This window comes from Ralstonia chuxiongensis (genome assembly GCF_024158925.1).
Lineage (GTDB): Bacteria > Pseudomonadota > Gammaproteobacteria > Burkholderiales > Burkholderiaceae > Ralstonia > Ralstonia chuxiongensis.
Window position 1 is genome coordinate 488,807 of the sequence record NZ_JAMYWC010000003.1, and the last position, 15,077, is coordinate 503,883.

The 15,077-nt window shown below is 63.3% G+C and carries 15 protein-coding genes; 10 read left to right on the top strand and 5 right to left on the bottom strand.

Annotation, left to right across the window (positions count from 1 at the left end):
* The first annotated feature begins 90 nt into the window (after positions 1–90).
* From NKG59_RS11505 to NKG59_RS11540, 8 genes are all read left to right on the top strand, one after another.
* Positions 91–951 (top strand): 3',5'-nucleoside bisphosphate phosphatase, encoded by an 861-nt coding sequence (locus tag NKG59_RS11505; protein WP_253536834.1) that lies wholly within the window; start codon positions 91–93, stop codon positions 949–951.
* 13 nt (positions 952–964) lie between these two features.
* Positions 965–1,588, top strand: coding sequence for an L-threonylcarbamoyladenylate synthase (locus NKG59_RS11510; RefSeq protein ID WP_024976035.1), 624 nt, complete (start codon positions 965–967; stop codon positions 1,586–1,588).
* 67 nt (positions 1,589–1,655) lie between these two features.
* Complete coding sequence (locus tag NKG59_RS11515) at positions 1,656–2,321, top strand: site-2 protease family protein (RefSeq protein WP_253536835.1); 666 nt, start codon at positions 1,656–1,658, stop codon at positions 2,319–2,321.
* A 21-nt stretch (positions 2,322–2,342) separates the two neighbouring features.
* Positions 2,343–3,545, top strand: coding sequence for a tryptophan--tRNA ligase (locus NKG59_RS11520; protein WP_253536836.1), 1,203 nt, complete (start codon positions 2,343–2,345; stop codon positions 3,543–3,545).
* 10 nt (positions 3,546–3,555) lie between these two features.
* Positions 3,556–4,122, top strand: a complete 567-nt coding sequence (locus tag NKG59_RS11525) for a class I SAM-dependent methyltransferase (RefSeq protein WP_253536837.1) — start codon at positions 3,556–3,558, stop codon at positions 4,120–4,122.
* Positions 4,123–4,240: 118 nt separating this feature from the next.
* Positions 4,241–5,125, top strand: a complete 885-nt coding sequence (gene dapA / locus NKG59_RS11530; RefSeq protein ID WP_253536838.1) for a 4-hydroxy-tetrahydrodipicolinate synthase — start codon at positions 4,241–4,243, stop codon at positions 5,123–5,125.
* A gap of 70 nt (positions 5,126–5,195) precedes the next feature.
* Positions 5,196–6,392, top strand: coding sequence for an outer membrane protein assembly factor BamC (bamC, locus tag NKG59_RS11535; protein ID WP_253536840.1), 1,197 nt, complete (start codon positions 5,196–5,198; stop codon positions 6,390–6,392).
* 34 nt (positions 6,393–6,426) lie between these two features.
* Positions 6,427–7,212, top strand: a complete 786-nt coding sequence (locus NKG59_RS11540; RefSeq protein ID WP_253536842.1) for an MBL fold metallo-hydrolase — start codon at positions 6,427–6,429, stop codon at positions 7,210–7,212.
* Between the two features lie 156 nt (positions 7,213–7,368).
* Here NKG59_RS11540 and NKG59_RS11545 read toward each other — a convergent pair whose 3' ends face one another.
* Both NKG59_RS11545 and NKG59_RS11550 read right to left on the bottom strand, forming a co-directional pair.
* Positions 7,369–7,614: a hypothetical protein gene (locus NKG59_RS11545; protein ID WP_253536844.1), complete on the bottom strand. Its 246-nt coding sequence runs from the start codon at positions 7,612–7,614 to the stop codon at positions 7,369–7,371.
* A gap of 239 nt (positions 7,615–7,853) precedes the next feature.
* Positions 7,854–9,083 (bottom strand): ribosomal protein uL16 3-hydroxylase, encoded by a 1,230-nt coding sequence (locus NKG59_RS11550; protein ID WP_253536846.1) that lies wholly within the window; start codon positions 9,081–9,083, stop codon positions 7,854–7,856.
* An 11-nt stretch (positions 9,084–9,094) separates the two neighbouring features.
* Between NKG59_RS11550 and NKG59_RS11555 the strand changes: the two genes are divergently transcribed.
* A complete protein-coding gene (locus NKG59_RS11555; protein WP_004626161.1) occupies positions 9,095–9,619 on the top strand; it encodes an FKBP-type peptidyl-prolyl cis-trans isomerase in 525 nt (174 codons plus the stop codon).
* Positions 9,620–9,667: 48 nt separating this feature from the next.
* On the opposite strand, the gene NKG59_RS11560 is transcribed toward NKG59_RS11555, so the two are convergent.
* Positions 9,668–10,744: a metallophosphoesterase gene (locus NKG59_RS11560; protein ID WP_253536847.1), complete on the bottom strand. Its 1,077-nt coding sequence runs from the start codon at positions 10,742–10,744 to the stop codon at positions 9,668–9,670.
* Positions 10,745–10,748: 4 nt separating this feature from the next.
* Positions 10,749–13,454 carry a DNA mismatch repair protein MutS gene (mutS, locus tag NKG59_RS11565; RefSeq protein WP_253536849.1) on the bottom strand — a complete coding sequence of 902 codons (2,706 nt, stop codon included), beginning with the start codon at positions 13,452–13,454 and terminating at the stop codon, positions 10,749–10,751.
* Between the two features lie 118 nt (positions 13,455–13,572).
* On the opposite strand from mutS, the gene NKG59_RS11570 reads away from it, so the two are divergent.
* A complete protein-coding gene (locus NKG59_RS11570) occupies positions 13,573–14,862 on the top strand; it encodes a tyrosine-type recombinase/integrase (RefSeq protein ID WP_253536851.1) in 1,290 nt (429 codons plus the stop codon).
* Here NKG59_RS11570 and NKG59_RS11575 read toward each other — a convergent pair.
* Positions 14,859–15,077, bottom strand: a complete 219-nt coding sequence (locus NKG59_RS11575; protein ID WP_253536853.1) for a helix-turn-helix transcriptional regulator — start codon at positions 15,075–15,077, stop codon at positions 14,859–14,861. The two genes, NKG59_RS11570 and NKG59_RS11575, sit on opposite strands and share 4 nt — an antisense overlap.

Below are 15,077 nucleotides of genomic sequence, written 5' to 3' on the forward strand. Positions count from 1 at the left end.
AACACCGCCACGGGCAGTCGGGTCTTCCGAATGCCGATCTTTAGTGGGGTGAGGTCCCCCGGTTGCGCGCCGCAGCAGTAAAATGGCGGAATGCCAAACCTCTCCGCCGCCTCCGCCCGAAATGCCGATCTGCACTGCCATTCCACGGTGTCGGATGGCATGCTCGCGCCGCACGAAGTGGCCGCCCGTGCTGCTGCTCACGGCGTGACGCTCTGGGCGTTGACCGACCACGACGAAGTGGGCGGGCAGGCCGCCGCGCGCGAGGCCGCAGCGGCGCTGGGCATGGATTACCTCTCGGGCGTAGAGATTTCGGTTACCTGGGCGGGACGCACGCTGCACATCGTCGGCCTTGGCATCGATCCGGATAACGCTGATCTGGTACAGGGGCTGGAACGCACACGTTCCGGCCGCGGCGCGCGTGCTGAAGACATCAGCGCCGCGCTGGCCAAGCTCGGCATCGAAGGCGCCTACGAAGGTGCGTTGCGCTACGCCGGCAATCCCGACATGGTTTCGCGCACCCATTTCGCCCGCTTCCTGGTCGAGCACGGGCACTGCCGCGACATCCACGACGTGTTTGATCGCTACCTGGGCGACGGAAAGCCGGGCTACGTGCCGCATCGCTGGGCGCGCTTGGCCGATGCGATCAATTGGATCAAGGGCGCGGGTGGGGTCGCGGTGATGGCGCATCCAGGGCGCTACACCCTGTCGCTGGTCGAGCGCGGTGCGCTGTTTGATGAATTCAAGGCGCTAGGCGGCGAGGGCGTCGAGGTCGTCACCGGCAGCCATACGCCCGACCAATACGCGCTGTACGCCGACGTGGCCCGCCGTTACGGCCTGCTGGCGTCGCGCGGTTCAGACTTCCACGGCCCGGGCGAGGGCCGCGTCGAACTCGGCACGCTGCCGCCGCTGCCCGACAATCTGACGCCGGTGTGGAGCCGGTGGATGTCCTGAGCGCGCGGCTGCCATGTCCCAGTTCTTCCAGATTCACCCGACCACGCCGCAAGGGCGCTTGATTCGCCAGGCCGTGGAGATCATCCGCGCTGGCGGCCTTGTCGCGCTGCCCACCGATTCCTGCTACGCGCTCGCCTGCCATCTGGACGACAAATCAGCCGTCGAACGCCTGCGCCGCGTGCGCGGCATCGACGAGAAGCACCATCTCACGCTGATGTGCCGCGACCTTTCCGAGCTGGCCACGTTTGCGCGCGTCGACAACAAGCAGTACCGCGTGCTGAAGGCGGCGACGCCGGGGCCGTTCGTCTTCCTGCTGGAGGCCACCAAGGAAGTGCCGCGCCGGCTTTCGCACCCGTCGCGCAAGACCATCGGTCTGCGCGTGCCGGAACACGCGATTCCGCTGGCGCTGATGGCGGAGTTGGGTGAGCCGCTGCTCTCGGCCACGCTGCAACTGCCCGGTGACGACGAGCCGCTCAACGAGGCCGAGACCATTCGCGATCGGCTCGAAAAGCAGCTCGAACTCGTCATCGACGGCGGCCCGGCCCCGGCCGAACCCACCACCGTCATCGACCTGACGAGCGGCGAGCCCGAACTTGTGCGCCAAGGCCGGGGCGATCCGGCCCGCGTGGGCCTGTAGGCGAGCCCTTGGCGCGCGCTACGGGTGGCACCGTGCCGCGGCGCGCGCTTGCTACAATAGCCCGCCTATGGACCCCACATTGATCCAGAACATCGCGGTTTACGCGATTCCCGTCCTGTTTGCCATCACGCTGCATGAGGCGGCGCATGGCTATGTCGCCAAGCATTTCGGCGACGATACAGCCTATGTCATGGGCCGCGTCAGCATCAATCCGCTGCGGCACATCGATCCCATCGGCACGATTGCGATGCCGCTGCTGCTGTATTTCGCAACCAAAGGCGCTTTCGTGTTCGGCTATGCCAAGCCGGTGCCGGTGCGCTTCGGCCGTCTGCGTGATCCGCGCTGGCATGGCATGTGGGTGGCGCTGGCAGGGCCGGCCACCAACTTTGGCCAGGCGATCTTCTGGGGCGTGCTGGCGGTTGTGTTCGCGATGGGCGGGGTGAACGAGCCGTTCCTGATCGGCATGGCGCGCGCTGGCATTCTCGTCAATATGGTGATGGCGGCGTTCAACATGTTTCCGCTGCCGCCGCTCGATGGCGGGCGCGTGCTGGCAGCACTCTTGCCACCTCGGATGGCGCTCGGTCTGTCGCGTATCGAACCGTTCGGCTTCTTCATCGTGATGGCGTTGATCATTTCCAACGTCATCACCAATGTCTGGATGCGCCCAATCATGGCGCTGCTGTTTCAACTGCTGCAGTGGATTCTGAGTCCGCTGCAGATGCTGTTTTCCTGAGTCTTCAACTCCATTTCCCACATGTTTCCTGACCGCGTTCTCTCCGGCATGCGTCCGACCGGTGCTCTGCACCTGGGGCATTACCACGGCGTCTTGAAAAACTGGGTCCGGCTGCAGGCCGAGTACCCGTGCTTCTTCTTCGTCGCCGACTGGCATGCGCTGACCACGCACTACGAGTCACCCGAGGTGATCGCGGAATCGGTGTGGGAAATGTTGATCGACTGGCTCGCTGCCGGCGTCGATCCGACGCAGTCCACGCTGTTCATCCAGAGCCGTGTGCCCGAGCACGCCGAGCTGTTCCTGTTGCTCTCGATGGGCACACCGCTGGGCTGGCTTGAACGCGTGCCGACGTACAAGGACCAGATCGAGAAGCTCAAGGAGAAGGATCTCTCCACCTACGGCTTCCTCGGCTACCCTCTGCTGCAAGCCGCAGACATCTTGATCTACCGCGCCGGCTTCGTCCCCGTGGGCGAAGACCAGGTGCCGCACGTCGAGATGACGCGCGAAGTTGCCCGCCGCTTCAACTACCTCTATGGCCGCGAACTGGGCTTCGAAGAGAAAGCGCTGGAAGCGGCCAAGAAGCTCGGCGGCAAGCGCGCCAAGCTGTATCTGGAACTCCGCACCGCGTATCAGGAACGTGGTGAAGACGAGGCTTTGGAGCAGGCTCGCGCACTGCTGGCCGAGTCGCAGAGCCTCTCGATGGGCGACCGCGAACGCTTGTTCGGCTACCTGGAAGGTGCCCGCAAGATCATCCTGCCCGAGCCGCAGGTCCTGCTGACCGAGGCGTCACGCATGCCCGGCCTCGACGGCCAGAAGATGTCCAAGTCCTACGGCAACACGATTCGCATGCGCGAGGACAAGGAAACCGTGGAGAAAAAGGTCCGCACCATGCCGACCGACCCGGCTCGCGTGCGCCGCACCGATCCGGGCGATCCGGACAAGTGCCCGGTCTGGCAACTGCACCAGGTCTACTCCGACGCCGACACGAAAGAGTGGGTGCAGAAGGGCTGCCGCAGCGCCGGCATCGGCTGCCTGGAATGCAAGCAGCCCGTGATCGAGGGCATTCTGCGCGAACAACAGCCGATGCTCGAACGCGCCCAGAAATACATGGACGATCCGTCATTGCTGCGCGCCATCATCGCAGATGGCTGTGATAACGCGCGTAAGGTCACGCAAGAGACCATGCGCGAGGTGCGCGAGGCGATGGGTCTGACGTATAGCTGATGGGCCGTTGATGTCTGCTGTCGCCTTGGATCCGCACACGCTTGCTGCGCCGTCACCGTGGGTGGCGCGTTGGGCGGCTGAACTGCCGGCCGGCGCCTCCGTACTGGATGTGGCTTGCGGCAGCGGCCGGCACGCACGTTGGCTTGCTGCACGCGGTCTGCAAGTGACGGGCATTGACCGTGACGCGGCAGCGCTTTCGGGCCTCGCGGGCGTCGCCCAAACCATCGTCGCTGACATCGAAGGGAACCCGTGGCCGTTGCCCGCCGGGGCCACTTTCGATGCCGTCGTCGTCACGAATTATTTGCACCGACCGCTCTGGCCGCGTTTGCTGGCATCCGTCGCGCCGGGCGGCCGGCTGATCTACGAAACCTTCGCCGTCGGAAACGAAACCGTCGGGAAGCCGTCCAATCCGGCATTCCTGCTGGCGCCGGGCGAATTGCTCGATGCCGTGCGCGGCCAACTGCGGGTGATCGGCTATGAGGACGGTTTTCTCGCATCGCCGCGAGAAGCTTACGTGCAGCGGGTTTGCGCGGTTCGCGAGCCGGCCGGGTCGGTTGCGCCGCGCTACGCACTTTGAAGTTGCTGAGGACGGCGGCTTACCCGTCTCTTGGCGGGTCTCAGATGTGGCGAATCCGTTCTGACGATCCGGTACAATCCGACTGTTTACGTTCACGCTTTTGTCTGCTTTCGAAACCATGATCCAGATTTCCGGCAGTCTCGTCGCCATCGTCACGCCCATGCACGAGGACGGCAGCCTTGATTTTCCGTCCCTGCGCAAGCTCATCGACTGGCACATCGCCGAAGGCACCGACGGCATCGTGATCGTCGGCACCAGCGGCGAATCGCCGACCGTGTCGGTGGAAGAGCACCGTGAGCTGATCCGCGTGGCGGTTGAACAGGCCAATAAGCGCATCCCCATCATTGCCGGCACCGGCGGTAACTCCACCACCGAGGCCGTCGAGCTGACGGCCTATGCCAAACAGGTGGGCGCTGATGCGTCCCTGCAGGTCGTGCCGTACTACAACAAGCCGACGCAGGAAGGGATGTACCTGCACTTCCGCAAGGTAGCCGAGTCGGTGGATCTGCCGGTCATTCTGTACAACGTGCCGGGCCGCACGGTGGCCGATATGACGGTCGAAACCATGCTGCGCCTGGCCGAAGTGCCGGGCATCATCGGCGTGAAGGAAGCCACTGGCAACATCGACCGCGCTGCGCACCTCATCAAGGGCGCACCGGCCTCGTTCAAGATTTATAGCGGGGATGACCCGACGGCCATCGCGCTGATGCTGCTGGGCGGCCACGGCAATATTTCCGTGACAGCCAACGTGGCGCCGCGTGCCATGCACGAACTGTGCGCAGCTGCCATGCGTGGTGACGTGGAAACGGCTCGCCGCATTCACATGCAATTGCTGTCGGTGCACAAGAACCTGTTCGTCGAGTCGAATCCGATTCCCGTCAAGTGGGCTCTCCAGGCCATGGGCAAGATGGAAGGCGGCATCCGCCTGCCGTTGACGCCGCTGGCACCCCAGTATCACGAGGTTGTGCGCGCATCCCTGAAGGATGCCGGGCTGCTCTCCTGATTGTTTCAAGGCCCCTCCAGACGCTTCTGGGCCCTTAAGCCATCGTTCTCATCTGAAGGATCGCAAGTCAATGAAACTGCACCAAACCCGTCGCGGGGCTGTGGCGACGTCCGCTCAACTGTTGCTGGCCGCTCTGTCGGTTGCCCTGATTTCCGGTTGCGATACCGTCAATGAGGCGATGCAGCCGGACCGCATCGATTACAAATCGCAGGCCAAGAAGGGCCCGACGCTTGAAGTCCCGCCCGACCTGACCGGCATCCAGGCCGACCGCCGCTATGCTGCGCCGGATACGGGCACCACCACGCTGTCGGCCTACACGTCGACGGCGCCCAAGGTGACGACGCCTGGCTCGGGCACCGACAACGTGCTGCCCGCCGTGTCCGACATGCGCATCGAGCGTGATGGCAATCAGCGCTGGCTGGTCGTGAAGACCACGCCAGATGCTCTGTGGCCGCAATTGCGCACCTTCTGGCAAGAACTGGGCTTCCTGCTGGTGATCGATTCGCCCGAGACCGGCATCATGGAAACCGACTGGGCCGAAAACCGCGCGAAGATCCCGCAGGACATCATCCGTCGCACCGTCGGCAAGGTGTTCGATGGCCTGTACTCGACGTCGGAGCGCGACAAGTTCCGCACCCGCATCGAGAAGGGGCCGAATGGTTCGGTCGAGGTCTACATCTCGCACCGCGGCGCCCAGGAACAACTGGTCGGTTCGTCCAAGGACCAGACTGTGTGGACACCGCGTCCGGCCGATCCCGAACTCGAGGCCGAATTCCTCTCCCGCCTGATGCAGCGTCTGGGCGCCAGCAAGGAAGCCGCGCAGCAGAAGCTTGCGCAAACGCAGGCTGCGCATCCGGTGCAAGACGGCACGAAGGCTGAACCGGCCCCGCGTACCGGCCCGTCGCTGCTGACGCAATCGAATGGCCAGCCGGTCCTGCAGGTGCCGGAGCCCTTTGATCGCGCCTGGCGTACCGTGGGCCTGGCGCTGGACCGTGTGAACTTCACCGTGGATGATCGCGACCGCTCGCAAGGCGTGTACTTTGTCCGCTACGCTGATACGCGTGCCGAAGCCAACGCGCCGGGCTTCTTCTCGCGCCTGTTCTCGGGCACGAAGATCGAAGACCTCAAGCGCGCCAAGCGTTACCGCGTGGTTGTGAAGGACGCAGGCACGTCGTCGACGGTGCTTGTGCAGAACGACGATGGCTCCGCGCAGACCGGCGACATCGGCAAGCGCATCCTGTCGCTGCTCGACGAGCAACTGCGGTAATCAGCATCATGCAGTACGGCTGCCTGGGTGGGCGATGACACTGAGATTCGCCAGCCTTGGCAGCGGCAGTGAAGGGAATGCGCTGCTCGTCGAATCCGCGAGCGGAGCAACGTGCACGCGCATCCTTCTGGATTGCGGATTTGGTATCCGCGAGACCGTTCGACGGCTCGAACGCTTGGACTGTGCGCCGGAATCCCTCAACGCCATCCTCGTTACGCACGAGCATAGCGATCACGTTGGCAGCGCCTATGCGGTTGCTGCCAAATTCAATATCCCCGTCTGGACCAGCCACGGCACGTATCGAGCCACGGAAAACCTGCGCGGCGCTGACCGTGCGGCCGTGCGTTTCTGCCGCGCCGACGATATGTTCTGTGTTGGCGATCTGCAAATCTTGCCGTACACCGTACCGCATGACGCGCGGGAGCCGCTGCAGTTTGTTTTCAATGACGGTGCACGGCGCCTAGGTGTGCTGACCGATGCCGGCATGTCGACGGAATACCTCTGCACCCATCTGACGGGCATGCACGCCCTCGTGCTCGAATGCAATCACGACCGGGAGATGCTGGCCAACTCAGCCTATCCCTGGTCATTGAAGCGTCGTATCGGTGGGGATTTTGGCCACCTGGCCAATGACATTGCCGCCGCGATCCTTACCCGCGTGCGCCACGACGCCTTGCATACGGTCGTGGCGGCGCATCTGTCCAAGCAAAACAACACGCCGCTATTGGCCGCTGAGGCGCTCGCAGTGCCGCTGGGGGCCAGTGTTGAAGACGTGCCGATTGCGGATCAGGAAGAGGGCTTGCTCTGGCGCACCGTATGAATGCAGCAGGACCGATCGAAGCAGCTTGTAAGATTCAGAAACAACTTTGAATGGCAGAGGGGCAGCGCGATTGCTGCCCGGATGCTCCAGCGCCAGATTGCGCCCATAAAAAAAGCCGACTCGAGAGTCGGCCTTTTTGTCTCGCGAGAAACGCGATTATTGCTTAGCAGCCGGGGCCGAAGCGTCAGCAGCCGGAGCCGATGCAGCAGCGTCCGAAGCAGCCGGAGCAGCAGCGGCGTCCGAAGCAGCCGGAGCAGCAGCGGCGTCCGAAGCAGCCGGAGCAGCAGCGGCCGGAGCCGAAGCTTCCGGAGCAGCAGCCGGAGCAGCGGCTTCTTCCTTCTTACCGCAAGCAGCCAGAGCCACAGCAGCCATCAGCGAGGCGATCAGGAGAGACTTTTTCATTTTTTCGATCCTTAAACTGAATATTGGAAAGCGGACAACAGAAAGGCGATGAATAATTACCGGTAATTATCGCTCAGGTACTACACCTTCTTCTATGCTGGCAGCCAAGTCGCACGAGGGCTGCTCGGCCTGCAAGCTAGCGTCGGATTATAGCGACCTTTACCTACCATGTGTAGCGGAGTCGGGGCTGACGCACGTGCGATTCAGACGCTTTTGTAACGATCTGTTTCAGCGCGGAATTATCGCTGTCCCGGTCCAGCCAGCCTCAGCCAGCCTTCTTCGTACCATGCATGCAGCGTATCCATCAGATCCGGCAAGCCGGCCGCCGCATCGACGGAAGCAGCGCTCGCACGACGTGCGTCCGCCAACGCGGAAAGCCACGCAAGCAACGTTCCCGAAGGCTCGAACGTATCGCCGTTGATCCAGAATCGGTGCGCGTCATACAGCGCCTGCGTGCGCGCGTCGAGCACGATGCCTTCCTTGCGCGCGCGCGCTGTGAAGCGGGCGAGCGGCAAACGGGGTTGCGTTATGAAGTCGACGTGATCCTTGGGCTCGGAAAGGTACGCGCCGAGGAATTCACCAACGAGTTCAGGCGTCCAGCGCAACGCGTTGAGTTTCTGGGCGAGGGCTTTGACCATGGCAGCCGGTAGTTCGCCGGGGCGAGCCGTGGGTTTCTGTTCGGGGTCGGCGTAACGGCCTTCGAAGTTGGGGTCGTCTTCCAGCGTTTGCGACAGGAAGCCCAGGAAGTGGCCGGCCAGCTCGCGGTACGAGGGTGAGCGGAAACCAATCGAGTACGTCATGCAGTCGCCCTCGGCCACGCCATCGTGTGCGTAGTGCGGGGGCAGATACAGCATGTCGCCGGGCTCGAGCACAAACTCCTCTTCCGGCTGGAAGTTGGCCAGGATTTTGAGCGGCAGATCGGGGACGAGCGTGAGATCGTCCTGGGCGGAAATGCGCCAGCGGCGTTTGCCGTGCGCCTGCAGCAGGAACACGTCGTACGAATCGAAGTGAGGGCCGACGCCGCCGCCGTCAGTGGCGAAGCTGATCATCACGTCATCGAGCCGCGCGTCGGGAATGAATCGGAAACGCTGCATGAGCGCTTCAACCGCGGGCTCGACGAGGTTTGCGCCTTGCACAAGCACCGACCAGTTGCGCGTCTTGCGTGAAGGCAGCGGGCGTTCGTCGAAGGGGCCGTGGTTGAACGACCAGCGCCCGCGCGATTGCGCGATCAGGCGGGACTCGACATCGGGGCGCTCCGCCAGGGCAAGGACACGTTCCGGCGATAGCGGAAAGTGCAGTGCACGCATCTCTTCCGGGGATAGTGCCTGCCGGATCAGCAGAGGTTTTTTCTGCCAGTGCGTGCGCATGAAATCGCGCGGCGACAGCCCGCCGAGGAGTTGCGCTGGGCGCTCTAGCGGAAGAGCGGGTTGGACGCCGCCATCGGCAGCGTATAATGGGACTTCGTTCATGGAGTGCGCAATTGAAAATCGCGAAGAATACGGTGGTGTCGGTGGCTTACAAACTGTCCGACGCGCAGGGCAACGTCATCGAGGAATCCGATGAGCCGATGGTGTATTTGCACGGCGGCTATGATGGCACGTTCCCCAAAATCGAGGAAGCGCTGGACGGCCAGGAGCAAGGCTTTGAGACCAAACTGCAGCTCGAGCCGGACGACGCTTTCGGTGACTACGATCAAGAGCTGATCAAGATCGAGCCGCGTGATCGCTTTCCGGAACCGCTCGAAGTTGGCATGCAGTTCGAGGGAGTGCCTGAAGATGGCGATGAGGAAGACGCCATCGTCTACACCGTCACCGACGTGGCGGAAGACAAGGTCGTGCTGGATGGCAACCACCCGCTGGCCGGCATGGCGCTGCGCTTTGACCTGAAGGTCACGGAAGTTCGTGAAGCCACCGCTGAAGAAATCGAGCACGGCCACGTGCACGGTGAAAACGGCCTTGAAGTGGTGGACGAGGACGAAGACGACAAGCCGCACACGCTGCACTGATCGGCAAGTCCATCGAGATGCAAGAACGGGAGCTTCGGCTCCCGTTTTTTATTGCACCGGCGCTGGCGCGATTTCCGGCGCCGGGGCAGGGGTGTTGTCGAGGCGACGGCTGCGGAGATGAAACAGCGGCGAGTGGCCTGGTGTGACGGACACTTCCAGCCAGCGATCAAGCACTGGCGAACCGTAGGTCCGGGCGCGCATGACGTGCGAGTCCGGGCGGCCGTTTTCGTCCTTGAGCGGGCGGTCGAGCATGAAAGTCTGGCCGGCGCCGTGGATGAGTAGGACGGCGCCGTCGTACTCGCGCGTGAGCGTTCGCAACTGGCGCTTGAGTGCCAGGTAGCCGTCATGCGAGCGGCGCCGCAGCAAGCCGTCGAATAGGTTGAGCGCGTGGCGCCGCTCCCAGCCGTCTTCGAAAAGCGGATCGGCCTGCATCATGATGACCACGCCGGCCATCTTGCGTTGACGCGCGACGGCAAAGGCGCGCGCTAACCACTGGCGATTGGCTTCGAGGCGATCTTCGTATTCGCCGTTGCGTCCGCCTGCGATCTTGTAGTTGTTGTTGTCGCCGGGCACGTTGAGGGTGACGAACAGCACGTCGTTCATCGCCCAACGCGTATTTTCGCGGTAGCTGCGGAACTTGGCCTGATCGGACTGGCGCATGACGGTCATGGTGCGCTGGCCGAGCGTGTTGTCGTCCGGGTAGAACAGCTCGCGCAGGCGCAACAGGCGCTCCACCGGGTCGAAGCCCCCGGCGGCGGCGCGTTGGCAGTCGCTCCAGTCGTGGTCGCCCGGGATGTAGATGACGGGGGCGATCAGGCTGTCGAGCAGGTCATGACGGGCTTCGAGCAGCGTGTCGGAGCACGATTCATCGCGGCCCTTGAGGTTGCCCAGGTGGACGACAAAGGCGGGGTGTTCGGCGTCGATGGCGTCCAGCAGCGTGCGCGCGGGAGCGACATCTTCGGCGCGCTCGGGCACGTTGCCGATCACCGTAAAGGTGAAGGTAGCCGGCCCGTCAGTCGTAGGCTTCGCGCCTTTGGCCGCCGCCGGTACAGCCGTCGGCAGCAGCATCGCCAAGGTCATGGCAATGCAGCGGAGCGTGCGAGAAACTGAGCCGGGCCGGGTCATCGGATCAGGCGGATGGGCTCGCCAGCGCCTTGAGGCGATACAACGCATCGAGCGCTTCACGCGGCGTCATGTCGTCGGGATCGATCCCGGCGAGCGCATCCGTCAGCGCGTTGGCGGTCGCTTCGGTGTTGGCATCGTCTTCGTCGTCGACGGGCGCATCGGCGGCGAGTGCGAACAGATCGAGCTGAGGTGTGGCGCCGGTGTCGGCGGAATGCTGCTCCAGCCAGGCGAGCCGTTTGCGTGCGGCGCGAATGACCGGCTGCGGCACCCCTGCCAACTGCGCGACCTGCAGGCCGTAACTCTGGCTTGCCGGACCGTCCTGCACGGCATGCAGGAAAACAATGCCGTCACCATGTTCGACGGCGGAGAGGTGCACGTTGGCAGCCTGCGCAAATTCTTGCGGCAGTTGCGTCAACTCGAAATAGTGCGTGGCGAACAGCGTGTGGCTGCGATTGTGCGACAGCAGATGGCGCGCAATCGCCCAGGCGAGCGCCAGGCCATCGAACGTGCTCGTGCCGCGGCCGATTTCGTCCATCAGCACCAAGCTGCTGGGTGTGGCGCGGTGCAGGATGGCAGCGGCTTCGGTCATCTCGACCATGAAGGTGGAGCGCCCGCCCGCCAGGTCGTCGGCCGCGCCGATGCGCGTGAAGATGCGGTCGATCGGTCCGATGACCGCAGCTTCCGCCGGCACAAATGCGCCCACGTAGGCGAGCAGCACGACCAGTGCGGTCTGCCGCATGAAGGTCGATTTACCACCCATGTTCGGGCCCGTGATCAGCAGTAGCTTGCGCGCCTCCTGCAGCACGCAGTCGTTGGCGACGAACTGTTCGACTTGCTGTTCGACCACCGGATGGCGGGCGCGCGTCAGTTCAATGCCGGGCGCATCCGTCAGCATGGGGCGCGACCACGACAGCGCATGCGCACGCTCTGCGAGCGTTGCGAGCACATCGGCCTGCGCCAGTGCGGCGGCAATGCGCTTGAACTCGGCCAGATGCGGCAGCAGCTTTTGCAGCAATTCTTCGTAGAGAAGTTTTTCGCGCGACAGTGCGCGGTCCTGCGCTGACAAGGCCTTGTCTTCAAACGCCTTCAACTCGGGCGTGATGTAGCGCTCGGCATTCTTCAGCGTCTGGCGGCGGCGGTAATCGTCGGGCACCTTGGCAGCCTGGCCGTTGGTGACTTCGATATAGAAGCCGTGCACGCGGTTGTACTCGACCCGAAGATTGGCGATGCCGGTACGCTCACGCTCGCGGGCTTCCAGATCGACGAGGAACTGCCCGCAGTTCTCAGAGATGTCGCGCAGCTCATCGAGATCAGCATCGTATCCGCGTGCGATGACGCCGCCGTCGCGCACCATCGCGGCCGGCTCTGCCATCACCGCGCTCTGGAGCAGGGCGTGAGCATCTTCGGGCAGGGTGAGCGCGGCGTACAGCTCGGCTAGCAGCGGCGCGGCATCGCTTTGCGGCAGCTCTTCGCGAATCTCAGGCAGGCGTGCGAGCGTGTCGCGCAACGAAGACAGATCCCGGGGGCGCGCCGACAGCAGCGCAAGTCGCCCGGTAATGCGCTCCACATCGGACAGCGTGCGCAGCGTCGCACGCAACGTTTGCCAATCGCTGCCGAGCAGTACTTCGATCGCTTGCTGCCGTGCTTGCGGCACTGCGCGATCCCGCAGCGGATGATGCAGCCAGTGGCGCAGCAGGCGGCTGCCCATGCTGGTCGCGCAGGTGTCCAGCAGCGAGAACAGCGTCGGCGATTCCTGCCCACGCAGTGTCTCGGTCAGCTCTAGGTTGCGGCGCGTGGCGGTGTCCAGGCCGATGAATTCGCTCTCATGCTCGACGGTCAGGCCGATCACGTGACGCAGCGATTGGCCTTGCGTGGCCGCGGCGTAATTCAGCAGCGCCCCGGCAGCAGCCAGCGCGGCCGTCAACGTTTCCGCACCAAAGGCAACGAGGCTTGCCACGCCGAGTTGTTCGCGCAGGCGGCGGGTGCCGGCTTCCACGTCGAAGTGCCAATCGGGCAGGCGCGTGCGGGCAACATCCACCTGGATGGTGTTGAGCGTCGCATCGTCGGCCAGCACTTCGGCGGGGCGGATGCGTTCGAGTTCGCGGTCGAGTTGGTCGGGGTTGCATTCCATCACGCGCAGTTCGCCGCCGACGAGGTTGAGCCAGGCCAGACCAATCAGCGGTGCTGTGCCACGCTTGCCCGGCAGGTGCGCGATGGCCAGCAGATGGTTGTTGACCTTGTCGGAGAGCAGCGCGGCGTCCGTCAACGTGCCGGGTGTGACGACGCGTACGACCTTGCGCTCGACCGGTCCCTTGGTCGTGGCCGGGTCCCCGATCTGCTCGCAGATGGCAACCGATTCGCCCAGCTTGACCAGCTTGGCGAGGTATTGCTCGGCAGCGTGGAACGGGATGCCCGCCATGCGGATCGGATGCCCATTCGAACTGCCGCGCGCGGTGAGCGTGATATCGAGCAGGCGCGAGGCTTTTTCGGCATCTTCGAAGAAGAGCTCGTAGAAGTCGCCCATGCGATAGAAGACAAGCGTGTTCGGATGCCCCGATTTCAGCCGTAAATATTGCTGCATCATCGGGGTGTGCTTGCTCAGGTCCTGTTCCGCAAAGTCTTGAGTTTTCTGGCTGGCGGACGGTAGAGCCTTGTCCTGTAAGGCTTCGTGGGTCGACACCGAGTTTTCTTGGGTAACGTCTACACTCATCTTCGCTCGCCTACACTTGGCGTTTTGGCGTAACTTTTTCGCGTATGATGATCCGATTCTTACGCCAGGCTCTTAGGGCTGGGTATCGGCAAAACCTACGCTGAGGGAAAGCTACGCCATGTATTTCGATGCACGTGCCGCCAAGCTATTGAAACCTGGGCAGCATCTGACTCTCGACTCGCAACCGGGGCTGCGTCTCGTCTGCAGTGCCACGCGGCGCACTTGGATCTACCGCTACAAATCTCCCGTCGACGCGCGCATGCGCCAAGTAAAGATCGGCGAGTGGCCGGCGATGTCTCCGGCTGCGGCAATCGTCGAATGGGAAAAGCTACGCCAGGCGCGCGACAGCGGGCGCGACATTGCGAACGAACGGCGCAATAGCCGCACAACGGCGCGTGCCGTCTCAAACGGCGAAATTGTACCGGACCAGATTCCATACACTGTTCGACGCATGTGTGACGATTACCTGGTCGGGCACGTCGAGCGCCATCGCGCGCTGAAGGGTGCAAAAGAGATTCGGCGTATGTTCGACACGATGCTTGAGCCGATTGCACACATGCTGCCCGAGCAGGTTACCCGATCTGTTGCGTTTGACCTGATCAATTCGTACGCCCATATCCCCACCCAGGCAGGGAAGCTCCGTACTGAATTGGGGGCGGCCTGGACGTATGGCCATGACTCTGGGCGGCTGAGTGAGGGAGTGCCTAACTGGTGGCGCGAAATCATGCGCGGCCGCCTTCGCAGTGTCGGTCGACGCATCCAGGGCAAGACTATGGGCACGGCGAAGCGCGTGCTAACAGATGTCGAGGTGGGCGAACTTATTCGCTGGTTGCCCAATTTCCCCGCCTTGGTCGACGACGTATTGACGCTCTACCTCTGGACGTGCGCGCGCGGCGCCGAAATCGTCGGCATGGAGGCGGAGGAGATTTCGGAGGAGGCGGACGGCCTGTGGTGGACGGTGCCGCACGTCAAGACAAAGAACGTAAAGCACGAGGGAGCTACCGACCTACGTGTGCCGCTGGTTGGGCGGGCCGAAGCGGTCGTGCGAAGGCGCTTGGCGGTGGCCGGCAAGGGGTACCTCTTTCCGTCACAGACAACCGGTCACACCGAGCAAAAGGTAATCAGCCACGCGGTGTGGAATCGCATGTCCTACTGCAAGTCACACCCGCAGCGCGAGCGTGCGAGATTACCTGTCGAATACTGGGCTCCGCACGATTTACGTCGCACCGGGCGGACGATGTTGGCAGCGCTTGGGTGCCCGATGGAAGTTGGCGAATCTATTCTCGGGCATATGCTGCCCGGCGTCGAAGGTGTGTATAACCGACACACCTACGACAGGGAGCGGCGAGAGTGGCTATTGCAGCTTTCCGCGCACCTTGAGAAGTGCGCGGCTACACCGAAACGCTAGTCACGTCGGCTGGTGTTCTTGGGTGGAAGAAGGTCCGAAACTGGACGTGCCTCCGCCCACTCTTGAACCTCACGCAAGAGCCATCCAACGCGACGGGCAGAGATCTTTCGAGGTTTTGGGAATGAGTCTTCACGAACGAGCTGCTGAACGCTAGTCTCTGAAAGAGCGACAGCAGCGGCGACAGACGGCAAGTCGAGATAAATAACGAGGCTCAT